Origin of the sequence: Caballeronia sp. GAFFF2 (assembly GCF_023631485.1) — a bacterium.
Taxonomy (GTDB): Bacteria; Pseudomonadota; Gammaproteobacteria; order Burkholderiales; family Burkholderiaceae; genus Caballeronia.
The window spans coordinates 193,922-208,457 of record NZ_JALQDA010000037.1 but is presented as its reverse complement, the minus strand read 5'-3'; the positions used below and the strand labels follow the sequence as shown (position 1 = coordinate 208,457).

Sequence of the window (14,536 nt, the reverse complement as noted above, 5' to 3'; positions counted from 1 at the left end):
ATACGAGCCCATCCCATGACTCCTTCCGAGCTCAGCAAGAGCGCGCCGGCGAAAGCGAACCCGCTGTCGGCATCAAGCTTCAAACTCGAACATATAACGCCCGGCGACGTAAAACGCGCAACCGTGGTCGCTTTTTTCGCGTGGGTCTTTGCCGTGTACGACTTCATCCTGTTCGGCACGCTCTTGCCCGAGATCGGCAAGCACTACAACTGGGACGCCGCCTCGCAAGCCGAAATCGCCACGCTGGTGGCAATCGGCACGGCGGTGATCGCCTTCGCCATCGGGCCATTACTGGATCGTCTCGGCCGCAAGGCAGGGCTCTTGTGGACGGTGGCTGGCGCGGCGTTGTGCTCGGGACTGACGGTCGTGGGCGGCGCAATGGGTCAGTGGCCGCTCGTGTTCATCCGCGCACTCTCGGGTCTCGGTTATGCCGAGGAAACCGTCAACGCGACTTACCTCAACGAACTGTATTCGGCGGCCAACGATCCGAAGCTCAATCGCAACAAGGGCTTCATTTATAGCCTCGTGCAAGGCGGCTGGCCTATTGGCGCGCTGATCGCATCCGGTCTCACGGCGCTCTTGTTGCCGCGTATCGGTTGGCAAGGGTGCTTCATCTTCGCGACGTTCCCGGCCATCGTCATCTTCTTCATGACGCGGCGTCTGAAGGAAAGCCCGCAATTCCTGCTGCACAAGCGCATCAAACAGTTGCGCGAAGCCGGTCACGACGGCGAAGCGCGCAGTCTCGCGGGCACGCATTCGGTGGACTACGAGGAGCACAGCCGCGCAGGTCTTTCCGAAGCGTTTCGCGGCAGCGCATTGCGTGCGACGCTCGTGCTCGGCGGCGGCATTTTGCTGAACTGGTCCGCGATTCAGGTGTTCAGCGTGCTCGGCACGACGGTGCTCACTCGCGTGCATAACGTGTCGTTCGAAAGCTCGCTGCTGATTCTTGTGTTGTCGAACGTGATCGGCTATTGCGGTTATCTGAGTCACGGATGGATCGGCGACAAGATCGGCCGGCGCAACACGCTCGCCATCGGCTGGATGCTCGGCGGTCTGTCGTTCGCGGGCATGCTTTATGGTCCGAGCAGCCAGGGCGTGGTCGTCGCGCTCTATAGCCTCGGTCTCTTCTTCCTGATCGGACCGTATTCGGCGGCGCTGTTCTTCATCGGCGAAAGTTATCCGACGGCCATTCGCGGCACGGGCAGCTCGATCGTCCATGCAATGGGTCCCATCGGCGCGATCCTCGCGGGCGTCGGCGTCACCTCGATGCTCAATCACGGTAGCGACTGGCTGCACGCGGCGCTCTGGTTCGGCGCATTGCCGTGTTTCCTTTCCGGCGTGCTAATTATGTTCGCGCGTCATGTCGATCCCACCGAAATCAAGTAACTCCACTGGAGGTCTTTCGTGAAAGCAGCATTGGTAACGGGCGCGGCGAGCGGCATTGGGCAAGCGCTGGCCGTGGCATACGCGCAGATCGGCGTGGCCGTGGTCGGCGGATACTTTCCGGGCGACCCGCATGACCCGCAAGTCACGGCAGCCGAAGTCGAGAAGGCGGGCGGTCAGTGCGTGATGTACGCGGTGGACGTGACTTCCGCCGAGGAAGTCGAAGCCTTCGCGAACGAAGCGATCACGCGCTTCGGACGCATCGACTATGCGGTGGCGAATGCGGGCTTGCTGCGCGCATCGCCGCTCACCGAGATGAGCGACGAACAATGGCATCAGATGCTCGATGTCGATCTGTCCGGTGTCATGCGCACCTTCCGTGCGGCAGCGCGGCATATGACCGATGGCGGCGCGATGGTCGCGATATCGTCCATAGCGGGTGGTGTCTATGGATGGGAGAACCACACGCATTATTCCGCCGCGAAGTCGGGCGTGCCGGGACTGTGCCGCGCAGTGGCGATGGAACTCGCGCCGCGCAACATCCGTTGCAACGCGGTCATTCCGGGCCTGATCGAAACGCCGCAATCGCTCGATGCCGTCAATTCGCTCGGCCCCGATGGCTTGCGCGAAGCCGCGAAGGGCATTCCGCTCGGACGCGTCGGCAGGCCGCAAGAAATCGCCGTGCTGATTCGCTATCTGACGAGCGACGACGCCTCCTACATCACCGGCCAGTCGATCATCGCGGATGGCGGACTCACCGTGCGCTGGCCCGGCTGATTCTCACGCACAGGAACAACAGCACATGGCATCCTTTTCACTCGAAGGCCGTCGCGCGGTCGTGACCGGTGCGGCAAGCGGTATCGGCGCGGCAATTGCGCTCGCTTATGCGGAAGCGGGCGCGCGTCTCGTGCTCGCGGATCTCAACGAAGCGCGTCTGGCCACACAAGCGGACGCATGCCGCGCGCTCGGCGTCACAGTGCAAACCGTGATCGCCGATGTCGGCGAAGAGGCGGGCGCGCACGGTATCGTGGATCGTTGTATCGAGGCTTATGGCGGCATCGACATTCTCGTGAACAATGCGGGCATGCTCACGCAGGCACGCTGCATGGACCTCACCACGTCAATGTGGGACGACATGATGCGCGTGGACTTACGCAGCGTGTTTCTCTGCTCGCGTCGCGCATTGCCTTCGATGACCGCGCAGCGCTGGGGACGCATCATCAACGTGGCGTCGCAGCTCGGCATCAAGGGCGGCGCGGAACTCACACATTACGCGGCGGCCAAGGCGGGCGTGATCGGCTTCACCAAATCGCTCGCGCTGGAAGCCGCGCCCGACAACGTGCTCGTCAACGCCATTGCGCCGGGGCCGATAGAGACACCGCTCGTCGATGGAATCAGCGCATCATGGAAGGAGATGAAGGCGAAAGAACTGCCGCTGCGCCGCTTCGGCCGCGCGGAAGAAGTTGCGCCCACAGCGGTCTTGCTCGCCTCCGACCCGGGCGGCAACCTGTTCGTCGGGCAGACGCTCGGACCGAATTCCGGCGACGTCATGCCTTAAGAGGGAGGTTTCATGTGCGGCATGTGCGGATTACTGGGCGGCGGACGGCACTGGTCGAACACGGTTTCGGCGGGCGCGGGCGTGAATGCGCGCGCGCAGCGCTATGCGCAGGTCGCGCATGCGAACCGCGTGCTCGAAACGTTTCGTCTGCGTCTTGCCGACTTTCACGGCCAATCGTTCGTACTCTCTTCGCCGACCGGCGCGCAATTGATGATCGAAGACTTCATGCAGATATGGAAGGCCGCGGAAAGCATGCTCGGGCGTCCGCTCGATCCGCTGACACTTTTCGCCGATGACGAGACCGCGCCATGAGCCTTGCCTACGATGTGATTCCGGTGATCGTCGTGACGGGCTTTCTCGGCAGCGGTAAATCGACCTTGCTTGCAGATGTCCTCAAGGGCGATGCCGCGCGCGATACGGCCGTGCTCGTCAACGAATTCGGCGAAGTCGGGCTGGACCATTTGTTGATCGGCAAGGTGGAAATGGAGACCGTGCTGCTCGACAACGGTTGCGTCTGCTGCGCCATTCGCGGCGAGTTGAAGGACGCGCTTGCGCACCTGTTCTCACGACGCGCACGCGGTGAAGTGCCGCCGTTCTCGCGTGTGGTGCTGGAAACGACGGGGCTTGCCACGCCCGCGCCGATCATGGCGACCTTGCTCGGCGATCGCGTGGTATCGAGTCATTATTCGATCGCGTCGGTCGTCACTGTGGTCGATGCCGTCAACGCGCGTCAGCAACGCGAGCGGCATTCCGAATGGCTCGCGCAAGTGGCGGCTGCGGACCGTCTACTCATCAGCAAGACGGACCTCGTGGATGAAGCTCACGTCGCGGCACTCGAAGCCGAACTCGAACGCGTGAATCCGGCCGCGAGCATGGCGCGCCGTACCGTTACCGACGATGCATCCGCGGTGCTCGGCCTTGCAGCGCATGTGCCGGATTTCGCGGACTTCGTGCGTCGCACGGGCATGACATCGAACGCACGACGTGACGATGGCGAGCGTCCATTGGCGCGTCTTTCGCAACACCGGGAGAACCTCTCGACGCTGACTTCCTTCTCTATCGATTTCGACCAGGCACCCGACTGGCCCGTGTTCACGTTATGGTTCACCATGCTGCTCAACCGTCACGGTGATAACATCCTGCGCGTCAAGGGACTGCTCGCCATTCGCGGCGAGTCCCAACCGGTCGTGCTGCATGCCGTGCATCATCTCGTGCATCCCGTATTGCATCTCGACGCTTGGCCCGGCGGCGCGCCGCTTTCGCGACTCGTGTTCATTGCGGAAGGACTGGATCGCGACGCAGTGGCTGCTTCCTACCGGCGCTTTTGCCGGCACCTCGAGACAGAAGCCATAGATTGAATCCCGTCCGCTCGAATCTCTCCGGTCCACAAGCGCCCGCCGTGCATCCGTCGAAGGTCGAGCTGCGCGTGCTCGGCACATCCGTCACGCTACAGGAACATCTGCGCAAGCGCGCGGAGCAGGACCTGGGTATCAAACTGCGCTTCATCGTCGATGACGGTTCGAGTGTGCAGCGCGAAGGCGTGATGCACCCGGACCGCTACGAACTCTACGATCAATGGTTTCATAGCATCGAATGCCTGTGGCCCGCGCATGCGTTGCAGCCTATCGATGTCGCGCGCATTCGTCGTTGGGACGAGGTCAACACACTTGCGCGCACCGGACATACCGGACGCAATTTGAGCAATGGCGTGGGCTGCGTGCCCGCCGACCGCCTCTTCGTGCAGACGGACGGATCGCTTGCGCGCAAGCCGAGCAAACGCATCAGCATGCTGCCGCTCACGCACAATGCGGACAGCTTCGTCTACCTCGAAGATGCCATGCCGCCTTCGCTTCTTGCAGGCGAGGAAAGCTGGGCATGGCTGCTTGCGCCCGAACTTGCGGGACGCGTCGCGCTGCAGGCGGATGCGGCCATCGGCGCGATCGATGCCGCGCTGGCGGTGCAAGCCTGCGGGCTGATGCGCTTCGAGGATATCGGCAACCTGAGTATCGAAGAGATCGATGCGTTGATCGCCGCGCTCATCGACTTCAAACGGCGCGGTCATTTCGCGGGCTTCTGGTCGAGCTTCGCCGAAGCCGCGCAATTGATGATCGCGGGCAAGGTCGTGATTCAAAGCATCTGGTCGCCGGCGACGGTCGAACTCGAACGCGCCGGTTTGCGCTTTCGGCTCGCGCGGCCGCGTGAGGGGTATCGTGCTTGGTTCGGCGGTATCGGTATATCGCGGCTCGCGCATGGACGCATGCTCGATGCCTCCTACGAATATCTCAACTGGTGGCTCGAAGGATGGGCAGGCGCGACCATGGCGCGTCAGGGCTTTTATATCTCGAACCCGGAGCGTTCGCGCGAGCACATGAGCGACGCGGAATGGGCGTACTGGTACGATGGCAGAGAAGCGCCCAAGGACCTTCCCGGCCCGACGCGCAAGCATCTCGTGCCTGCCGGACAGATGCGCGACGGCGGCAACTACGTCTCGCGCATGAGCCGGGTCGCCGTGTGGGACTCGGTGATGGACGAGCATAACTATCTCGTACGCCGCTGGACCGAATTCATGCGGTCCTGACAGCGAAGTTCGTTCAACGATGACAAGACGCGCAAGCGCTTCCCGAACCACCGCTCCTCTCGCAGACGCAGAGGACACGGCAGACGCATCGATGGCATCGGTCGACTCTATCGAACCGGACAGCCGTCTGCGTTACCGGTTGATTCACGATCATCTCAAGACCGCGATTGCACTCGGCAATATCGCGCCGGGTCTCGTGCTGCTCGAAGGTCCCGTCGCGCGTATCTTCGGCACGAGCCGCGTGCCGGTGAGAAAGGCCTTTGAGATGCTGCATGCGGGCGGCCTATTGCATACCTTCGACGGACGCGGTTATCTCGTGGCGCATCCCGACGGCGGCGTGCCGGAGCCGCTACGTGCGCCGCTTTCCGAAGATGCGCTCGGCTTCGACCGCCCGCCCGAGCCGCTCGACATTCCCTCGAATAGCGAGCGCATTTACGACGCGCTCGAAGGCGTGATTTCGCTTGGCATCGTGTTCGGACATTTTCGGATCGACGAAAGCGACGCGGCCGAAGCGTTCGGCGTGAGTCGCGGCACGGTGCGTGAGGCGCTCAACCGTTTGCGCGATCGCGGGTTGGTGGAGAAGTCGGCGTATTCGCATTGGCTATGTGGACCGCTTACCGCGCGTGCCGTGGCGGAAGACTACGAGTTGCGCGTGTTGCTCGAACCTGCTGCGCTGCTGGCAAGCGCGCCTTCGTTGTCACGCGCGCAACTGGAAGCGGCGCTGGTTGAGATCGAGCGTGCGATTGCACTGCCCGATTCCGTCGATGCCGCAGCGCTCTATCGCATCGAAACCACGCTGCACGACAGCTTGCTGAGTTTTTCGCGCAACCGCAAATTACGCGCGGCCATCGGTCATGCGCATATGCCGCTCATCGTCAATCATGCCTTCTACGATGCCTTCAATCTGCATCCGGAAGCGGGTATGTTGAGCGAGCATCGCGAGGTCGTTCGTCTTCTTCTGAAGGGCAATGCGCAGGCTGCCGCCGATGCGCTCACGCAACATCTTCGCGCCGGACAGAAGCGCACGCTGCAGCGCTTGAAAGTGCTGGCGGTCTTGCCCGATCCCGACTTGCCGGCGTATATGCAACGCATCGCCTGATAGTCACGTGACAAGCGCGCCGCTGTGCGATGATGCGACGTATAGCCCGAAGGAGCCCGAGCGTGCGTCGAATGCCTCTTGGCTGTTGCATCGTTGCTGGCGTTCTTGCGAGCGTGGCCACGCCTCGGGTCGCGTTTGCGCAGTCGGTCGCGGATCAGGTCGCGGGCGTCCGGCTCGGCTCGGGCTATGCGCAACTGCTGAATCTCGCCGCCACGCCGGATATCAATTCCGCTCACTTCGACCTCTCCAATGCGGGCATCAAGCCCACCATCGACATCTTTCGCGTGCCGTATGAGTCGAAGCTCGCGACGATCACACCCGGAAGCGATATCTTCTGGCGTGTTTCCGCGGGCTATCTTTCCAATCGCGCGACCTTGCCAGTGGATTCGCCATCGCCCGGAGCGGGCAGTATCGGAAGCAAATGGTCCGCTTTCAGTCTGGGCGGCGGCGTAGTGTGGCGCCAGAAGCTCGGCTATGGCTTTACACTCACGCCCGCCATCGATGCCGGACTCGCGCGCCTCATCAACGGCGCCAGCTACGAAGGCTCCGCGAAGCCGCTGAGTTCACTCACCGATGGCGTGCTCTTCAACTGGCATACGAATGCATGGCTCGTCACGCCGAACGCCGGCATCGAATGGATGCGTGAGCAGGACGAGCAAAGCCTCAGCGTCAAGGCACATATTGCATGGTCGTGGATCTCGACCTTCGATGAATCGCCAGGACTCGAGGGCTTTCGGGAAACCGCCGGCGTGTACTCGCTGCGTGTGGAATATGCGCGGCCGACATCGCTCAGCGTGTTCGAGCGCAAGCTCGACTGGTTCGTGCGCAGCGGCTACGGCGGCTTCTTCGGCGCGAACCGAAGTGCGCTCGGCTTTTCCACTGTTGCCGAAGTCGGCCTCGGCTTGCTGACTCCGTTGAGCGCCAAAACTCAGGGTGGAACCAGCGTGAAACTAGGCGTGAGCTATTTGTTCGGACCAAACATCCGGGGTTGGTCGGCAAGCCTGGGCCTGCAGTACTGAACAAAAAAAAGCGCACGGCGCAATGCCGTGCGCTCCGGCAGCAAAGGGCGGGGGTTGGAGGAGTCCACCCATCGATGCCTGCAAAGCGGACGAGAAACAACCTCTATCCGCAACCGTTGACGGCTCCATGACGAGAGCCATCACTCGCCACACTACAGCACGGCATTCGCCGCATAAATCGCTCTGTCTGAACACACATGACACGGCGCGCGAACAATCGCGCAGAGCCTTGTCCGGCCGAAGCTTGCGCACGTTCCGTTTTTCATATTCCGATTGCGACTATTGAAAACGCTTGACCAATAAGATTGTATACGTAATCTAAACGCCTTTAGACGATGGTCGACATCCAAACGAGCCGGACGGGACACGTCTTCCCGAGCGGCGCTCGGCGGACGATCCCAACTCTCTTGAGGTGAACGCAGGTGGATACGAAAGCAAAACTCGATGACGAGGCAGAGGCGCGGCAAAGCCATCGTCCGCCAGCCCGGCGCCGCACCGCCACGTGGATCGCCATTGCAGCCATGCTGGCCATAGGCGGCGGATGGTTCTACATCAACCATCGCAATGCCGGAAGCACCGCAAGTGTGCAAGCCGCACCGCCTCGTCATGACGTGACCGTGAGCAAGCCAGTGGTGCGCGACCTCGATACGCGCTTAGGGTTTCTCGGTCAGTTCTCGGCTGTCGATCAGGTCGAGCTTCGCGCGCAAGTGGGCGGAACGCTCACGGGCATCCACTTCAAGGATGGCGATGTGGTCCGCAAAGGCGATCTGCTCTTCACTATCGATTCCGTGCCGTACGAGATTCGGCTCTCTCAGGCAAAGGCGCAGCAGCAGACCGCGCAAGCGCGTCTCGTGCTTGCGAAGCAGGAACTGGAGCGCGCGCAGGAGTTGCAGCGGGGCGATGCCGGCACGCGGCAAAGCGTCGAACAACGCACTTCCGAACTGCATGGCGCAGAGGCCGCGTTGGACGATGCCGCCGCGCAGATTCGCGACGCGCGCTTCGATCTCGATCACTGCAAGATCTTCGCGCCGTTCACGGGACGCATTGGCAGGCATCTGGTGTCGGCGGGCAATCTGATCGCGGGCAGCCGCGCGGCGACGAGCCCCACCACGCTGCTCGCCACGCTCGTTTCGCTCGATCCCATCTATCTCGACTTTGACATGAGCGAGTCTGACTTTCAGTCGTTCTCACGCTATCGCGCGGATACGAAAGGGCCGCTTGCGAACAGGGTCGAGCTGGCCTCCGGCGAGGGCACGGACGCGGACTATTCGCGTCAGGGCACGCTCGACTTCCTCGATAACGTGATCGACCGCGCGAGCGGCACCATCCATGCACGCGCCACCGTGCCGAACGCCGACTTGCGGCTCACGCCCGGCGAGTTCTCGCGCGTGCGGCTTGCCGTGGCGCATCCCGCGGCGACCTTGCTGGTGCCGGATGCATCCGTGTTGCCGGATCAATCCGAGCATGTCGTGATGACCGTTGCAAACGACGGCACCGTCACGCCCAAGCGTGTGGAGATCGGCGAGATGCGCGGCGGCTTGCGCGTGATCCGTGCGGGACTGACACGCGATGACCGTGTGATCGTGGATGGTCTGCCATTCGCCGCGCCCGGCTCGAAGGTGACTACGCGCGACGGTGCGGTCCGCTACGAAGCAAACGACGCGCAGACGACGCGGACCACGCAGACAGCGCAATCGAAATAGCGGAACGACACACTCATGCGTATTGCTCACTTCTTTATCGACCGTCCACGATTCGCGACGGTCGTCAGTGCCTTCCTGACGTTGATCGGACTCGGCGCCATGTACGTGCTGCCGGTTGCGCAGTATCCCGAGATCGTGCCGCCGACCGTGCAGGTGACGACATCGTATCCGGGTGCGTCGGCGGAGACGATCGCGCGTACGGTAGCGACGCCGCTCGAACAGCAGATCAACGGCGTCGAAAACATGCTCTACATGGGCAGCCAGTCGACCGGCGACGGCAGGCTCACCGTAACAGTGACATTTCGCATCGGCACCGATCTGAACGTTGCGCAGATGCTCACGCAGAACCGCGTGCAGGATGCCTTGCCGCGCTTGCCTGAAGACGTGCAAAGACTCGGCGTGCAAGTGCGCAAGTCCACGCCGAGCATTCTGCTCGCGGTGCATCTCTATTCGCCCGACAAGCTGCGCGACACGTTGTATCTCTCGAATTACGCGACGCTGCATGTGAAGGACGCGCTCGCACGTATTCAGGGCGTGGGCGATGTGCAGTTCCAGGGCGCACGCGAATACGCGATGCGCATCTGGATCGACCCCGATCGTGTCGCGGCGAGCAACCTCACCGCAAGCGAAGTGCTGACGGCACTGCGTGCGCAGAACCTGCAGGTCTCCGCGGGCGTGCTGAACCAGCCGCCATCGGGCAACAGCGAGGCGTATCAAATCAACGTCGAGGCACTCGGGCGTCTCGCCACGCCGGAGCAGTTCGGCGATATCGTCGTGAAGTCGGACGGACAGGGGCGCATCACGCGTATTCGCGATATCGGCCGCGTGGAAGTGGGCGCGGCGGACTACGGTTCGACCGCGTTCATGGATCGCAGCGATGCGTCGACCTTGCTCATCTATGCCGAACCCGGCGCGAACTCGCTCGCGGTCGAGAAGGCCGTGCTCGGCGAGATGCGTGAACTCAAGCGTGACTTTCCGGCGGGTCTCGACTACAAGATCATCTATGACCCGACGATCTTCATCGGCAAGTCCGTCGATGAAGTCGTGACGACCATCTTCGTTGCGATCCTGCTCGTGGTGGCCGTGGTCTTCGTGTTCCTGCAGAACTGGCGTGCGACGATCATTCCCGTGGTGGCCATTCCCGTGTCGTTGCTCGGCTCTTTCATCGTGCTCGCTGCGTTCGGGATATCGCTGAATAACCTCTCGCTGTTCGGGCTCGTGCTTGCGGTGGGGATCGTGGTGGACGATGCCATCGTTGTCGTCGAGAACGTCGAGCGGAACATGCGCGCGGGCATGTTGCCTGTTGAAGCCGCGCATCGCACGATGGACGAAGTGGGCGGCGCGCTGCTCTCGATTGCGCTCACGTTGTGCGCGGTGTTCGTGCCATCGGCGTTTTTGAGCGGCATCTCGGGACTTTTCTTCCGGCAGTTTGCAGTGACCATCGCGGCGTCGACGGTGATCTCGTGTTTCGTTTCACTCACGCTGAGTCCGGCACTGTGCGCCGTGCTTTTCAAGCCGCATAGCGAACACGATGCCGAGCGTTCGAACTGGGCTTCGCGCATCATGCACGGCGGCTTTGCGTGCTTCAATCGCGGCTTCGAGCGCCTTTCGTTCGGGTACGGTAACGTCACGCGAAGGCTCGTGCGCGGGTTGACCGTGGTGCTTGCAGTGTATGTCGCGCTCATCGGATTGACCGCGCTTCAATTCGCGCGCACGCCGACGGGCTTCATCCCCGAGCAGGATCAAGGTTACCTGATTACCGTCGTGCAGTTGCCGCCAGGTTCGTCGCTGCAACGCACGGAGAAGGTCGTGCGTCAGGCCATCGATATCATCTTGTCGACACATGGTATCGAGCACGTAGCGCCCTTCGTCGGGCTCGATGCAACCACGCTCACGGTGGCATCGAATTCTGGCACGGTGTTTTCAGGCTTGCCTTCGCTCTATAGCCACTCGCTGCCGGGCGTGACGGCCAACACCGTACTCGCCGATATGCGCAAGCGCCTCTCGGTCATCAAGGACGCATACGTGTTGACCATTCCGCCGCCGCCGGTGCAAGGAATCGGCAATGCAGGCGGCTTCAAGATGATGCTCGAAGATCGTGCGGGCCTTGGACCGGAAGCGCTCGTGAAGGCCGCGAACGCACTCGTCGCGGCGGCCAATCGTGATCCGAATCTCGCGGGCGTGTTCACGCTCTTCAATGCGGGCTCGCCATCGGTGTTCGCCAACATCGACCGGGTCAAGGCGCAAAAGGTCGGCTTGACGCCCACGGATGTGTTCTCCACTTTGCAGGTCTACCTCGGCTCGCAATACGTGAACGACTTCAACTATCTGGGCCGCACGTATGAAGTGATCGTGCAGGCGGACGGGCGTTTCCGGCGGACAGGTGAGGACATTACGCGGTTGAAGGCGCGCAATCAGGCCGGCGATATGGTGCCGATAGGAACCGTCGCGCATCTGGAAGACCGCACGATTCCGTATCGCGTGCCGCGCTATAACCTCTATCCGGCAGCGGAAGTGCAGGGCGTCGCAGCGCCGGGCGTGGCGACGGGCACCGCGCTGCATCGCATGGAAGAGCTTGCGCATCAGGTGCTGCCGCAGGGCATCGGCTTCGAATGGACCGAGCTTGCATATCAACAGCAACAACGCGGCACGCCCACGCTCGTCGTGTTCGGCGCGGCGGCGCTCTTCGTGTTCCTCGTGCTCGTGGCGCAATACGAGAGCTGGAAGTTGCCGCTTGCCATCGTGCTGATCGTGCCGATGTGTATTCTCGCGTCAGTCACCGGGCTTTCGTTGCGTGGCATGCCGATAGATATCCTCGCGCAGATCGGCTTCGTCGTGCTCGTCGGGTTGGCGGCGAAAAACGCGATTCTGATCGTCGAGTTCGCGAAGCAGAAGGAAGACGAGGGCGTGTCCGCCGTCACCGCTGCGGTGCATGCGGCGCGTACCCGTTTGCGGCCCATTCTCATGACCTCTTTCGCGTTCATTCTCGGCGTCGCGCCGTTGGCCGTGGCAACCGGCGCGGGCGCGGAGATGCGGCAGTCGCTCGGCACCGCCGTGTTGTTCGGCATGCTGGGCGTGACAGGCTTCGGTCTGCTCTTCACGCCAGCCTTCTATGTATTCATTCGCCGGTTCGGCAAGGGGCGTGCATGATGAAGCCATCGCTCACATGGATTGCGTCATCGACGTTATTCGCGGCGCTTGCCGGTTGCGCAGTCGGCCCCGACTACGTCACGCCGCAAACGGCCCTGCAACCGCTGCAGCACGTGCCCACACAAACCGGCAAGACCGCTCCACCGCTCGATACCTGGTGGACCGGCTTCGACGATCCCATGCTCGTCACCGTGGTCGAGCGTGCGTTGTCGCAGAACCTAGATCTCGCGGCGTCGTTCGCGCGAGTACAGCAGGCGCGGGCGGCGGCGGCATCGGCGGGTGCGCAGTTGTTGCCGACGGTGGACCTCGATGCATCGGCGAGCGCGCAGCATCAAAGCCTCGTCAGCCCGCTCGGCTCGCTTGCGCACACTTTCCCTGGCTATAGCCGCGATCAGCGCGAATACACGGTAGGCGCGGCGGCAAGCTGGGAAATCGATCTGGCAGGCGGTCTGCGTCGCGATGCGGCCGCCGCCACGCGCGAGGAAGAAGCCGCGCAGGCCGAGCAGGCCGGCACACGCGTGACAGTCGCCGCCGATGCCGCCGATGCCTATCTGCAAGTGCGCGGCTTTCAGGCGCGTCTTGCGGTGGCGCAGGACCAGATATCGACGGATGCGAGACTGCTCGACATCGTGCGTCTGCGTGTAGCCGCGGGCGCTGCCGACGAACGCGAAGTCGCGCAAGCCGATGCACTGCTCAAACAAGCGCGCACCGTGGTTCCTACGCTGCGTGTGCAACTCAACGCGCAGTTGAATCGACTGGACGTGCTGATGGGCGTGCAGCCCGGCACGTATGCGAGCGAATTGGCAACAGCGGCGGATATCCCCGGCATTCCATCCATCGATGCGTCGCCCGATGCCACCGCGCTGTTGCGTCAACGTCCCGATGTGATCGCGGCGGAGCGGCGTCTCGCGGCATCGAATGAACGTATTGGCGCTGCGATTGCCGACTATTATCCGAAGCTTTCGCTGACTGGTCTGCTCGGCTTCGATAGCGGCGGCTCGCATGAGCTGTTCACGGCGCGCGCGTTTCAACCGGCGATTACGGCGGGACTGCGCTGGCGTCTCTTCGACTTCGGCAAGGTGGATGCGGAAGTCGCGGCGGCGCGTGGCGCGAATGCGGAGGCGCTTGCGGTTTATCGGCAGAGCGTGTTGCGTGCGGCGGAAGATGTCGAGAACGCGTTCGTCGCATTGAGCGAAACGCAGAACCGGGGTATTGAACTCGATGCCGAGGTGGCCGCGCTCACGCGCGCACGCGACTTGTCGCAGCGCGCTTATAAGGCCGGTGCGATCACGCTCACGGACGTGCTGGATGCAGACCGTCAGTTGCTCGTGGCACGCGACGATCTCGATGCCACGCGCGCCGATGCAGCGCGTGCGGCGGTCGGCGCATTCCGCGCGCTTGGCGGCGGCTGGCGCACGCAACCCGCCGCTACCGCAGACGATGCCTCACTGAGCGAGCGCCTTTCTGGCCTCGCGAAGGATGGTGTCAGATAGCGCTGGCTCGTTGACCATGCGCGCCAGCGTCAGCGCGCCGATCATGGTGGAGAGCATGACGAGCGCCTGCTTCCTCGCGGCGGCGGGCGGCTCGTCGAGACTACCGGCGAACAGTTCGACCAGGCGCTCGATGCCCGCGGTCGCGGCAGTGCGCACTTCGTCGCTGGAACGCGCGAGTTCGCTCGACAGCGCGACGAACGGACAACCCGCGCCCGCGTTGTCGCGATGCTCCGGCGAAAGGTAATCCGCAACGGCGGCGTTGATGCCGCTCTTGCGCGTAAGCGCCGACGACATGGTCTCGCGCAACGTGTCGCTCGCCAGTTCGAGCGACTCCAGCACCACTTGTTCCTTCGATCCGAAATGCTTATAGAAGCCGCCGTGCGAGAGGCCGGCTTGCGCCATGAGATCGGCGAGCGCGGTGCCATCTATACCGTTCTCACGAAAGCGCGTGGACGCCGACTCCACTATGCGTTCGCGCGTTTCGGCTGCTTCCTGTCGGGACTTGCGCATGACGTGTCTATCTCTCTTCCAAATGGATGTAATTTAACATCCA

General features: G+C 62.7%; 12 protein-coding genes. 11 read left to right on the top strand and 1 reads right to left on the bottom strand.

Annotation, left to right across the window (positions count from 1 at the left end; all coding sequences use genetic code 11):
- Positions 1 to 15: 15 nt before the first annotated feature.
- From NCT04_RS30925 to NCT04_RS30875, 11 genes are all read left to right on the top strand, one after another.
- The gene (locus NCT04_RS30925) at positions 16 to 1,386 is read left to right on the top strand and encodes an MFS transporter (protein WP_250469671.1); all 1,371 of its coding nucleotides are present in this window, start codon (positions 16 to 18) and stop codon (positions 1,384 to 1,386) included.
- A gap of 18 nt (positions 1,387 to 1,404) precedes the next feature.
- Positions 1,405 to 2,160, top strand: coding sequence for an SDR family NAD(P)-dependent oxidoreductase (locus NCT04_RS30920; RefSeq protein ID WP_250469670.1), 756 nt, complete (start codon positions 1,405 to 1,407; stop codon positions 2,158 to 2,160).
- Positions 2,161 to 2,185: 25 nt separating this feature from the next.
- Positions 2,186 to 2,941, top strand: coding sequence for an SDR family NAD(P)-dependent oxidoreductase (locus NCT04_RS30915; RefSeq protein WP_250469669.1), 756 nt, complete (start codon positions 2,186 to 2,188; stop codon positions 2,939 to 2,941).
- Positions 2,942 to 2,953: 12 nt separating this feature from the next.
- A complete protein-coding gene (locus tag NCT04_RS30910; RefSeq protein ID WP_244831737.1) occupies positions 2,954 to 3,253 on the top strand; it encodes a hypothetical protein in 300 nt (99 codons plus the stop codon).
- Positions 3,250 to 4,299 (top strand): CobW family GTP-binding protein, encoded by a 1,050-nt coding sequence (locus tag NCT04_RS30905; protein ID WP_250469668.1) that lies wholly within the window; start codon positions 3,250 to 3,252, stop codon positions 4,297 to 4,299. The genes NCT04_RS30910 and NCT04_RS30905 overlap by 4 nt, the downstream gene beginning before the upstream one ends.
- Positions 4,300 to 4,340: 41 nt before the next feature.
- Positions 4,341 to 5,519: an ABC transporter substrate-binding protein gene (locus NCT04_RS30900; protein WP_459905921.1), complete on the top strand. Its 1,179-nt coding sequence runs from the start codon at positions 4,341 to 4,343 to the stop codon at positions 5,517 to 5,519.
- A 91-nt stretch (positions 5,520 to 5,610) separates the two neighbouring features.
- Positions 5,611 to 6,618, top strand: coding sequence for a GntR family transcriptional regulator (locus NCT04_RS30895; protein ID WP_250469667.1), 1,008 nt, complete (start codon positions 5,611 to 5,613; stop codon positions 6,616 to 6,618).
- 113 nt (positions 6,619 to 6,731) lie between these two features.
- Positions 6,732 to 7,637 (top strand): Solitary outer membrane autotransporter beta-barrel domain, encoded by a 906-nt coding sequence (locus tag NCT04_RS30890; protein WP_250469666.1) that lies wholly within the window; start codon positions 6,732 to 6,734, stop codon positions 7,635 to 7,637.
- A gap of 422 nt (positions 7,638 to 8,059) precedes the next feature.
- A complete protein-coding gene (locus tag NCT04_RS30885; RefSeq protein WP_250469665.1) occupies positions 8,060 to 9,340 on the top strand; it encodes an efflux RND transporter periplasmic adaptor subunit in 1,281 nt (426 codons plus the stop codon).
- Positions 9,341 to 9,355: 15 nt separating this feature from the next.
- Positions 9,356 to 12,490, top strand: a complete 3,135-nt coding sequence (locus NCT04_RS30880; RefSeq protein WP_250469664.1) for an efflux RND transporter permease subunit — start codon at positions 9,356 to 9,358, stop codon at positions 12,488 to 12,490.
- Entirely contained in the window at positions 12,487 to 13,983 is a 1,497-nt protein-coding gene (locus tag NCT04_RS30875; protein ID WP_250469663.1) for an efflux transporter outer membrane subunit, read from the top strand. Before NCT04_RS30880 ends, NCT04_RS30875 begins: the two co-directional genes overlap by 4 nt.
- On the opposite strand, the gene NCT04_RS30870 is transcribed toward NCT04_RS30875, so the two are convergent.
- On the bottom strand, positions 13,936 to 14,493 hold the full coding sequence (locus tag NCT04_RS30870) for a TetR/AcrR family transcriptional regulator (RefSeq protein ID WP_244831730.1): 558 nt from the start codon (positions 14,491 to 14,493) through the stop codon (positions 13,936 to 13,938). The genes NCT04_RS30875 and NCT04_RS30870 overlap by 48 nt on opposite strands.
- Between the last annotated feature and the right edge of the window lie 43 nt (positions 14,494 to 14,536).

Excerpts from the sequence above, each read along its gene's own strand:
- NCT04_RS30895 (WP_250469667.1), top strand. The coding sequence starts at position 5,611 with ATGGCATCGGTCGACTCTATCGAACCGGACAGCCGTCTGCGTTACCGG.
- NCT04_RS30875 (WP_250469663.1), top strand. The coding sequence starts at position 12,487 with ATGATGAAGCCATCGCTCACATGGATTGCGTCATCGACGTTATTCGCG.
- NCT04_RS30915 (WP_250469669.1), top strand. The coding sequence starts at position 2,186 with ATGGCATCCTTTTCACTCGAAGGCCGTCGCGCGGTCGTGACCGGTGCG.
- NCT04_RS30905 (WP_250469668.1), top strand. The coding sequence starts at position 3,250 with ATGAGCCTTGCCTACGATGTGATTCCGGTGATCGTCGTGACGGGCTTT.
- NCT04_RS30870 (WP_244831730.1), bottom strand. The coding sequence starts at position 14,493 with ATGCGCAAGTCCCGACAGGAAGCAGCCGAAACGCGCGAACGCATAGTG.
- NCT04_RS30925 (WP_250469671.1), top strand. The coding sequence starts at position 16 with ATGACTCCTTCCGAGCTCAGCAAGAGCGCGCCGGCGAAAGCGAACCCG.
- NCT04_RS30880 (WP_250469664.1), top strand. The coding sequence starts at position 9,356 with ATGCGTATTGCTCACTTCTTTATCGACCGTCCACGATTCGCGACGGTC.
- NCT04_RS30910 (WP_244831737.1), top strand. The coding sequence starts at position 2,954 with ATGTGCGGCATGTGCGGATTACTGGGCGGCGGACGGCACTGGTCGAAC.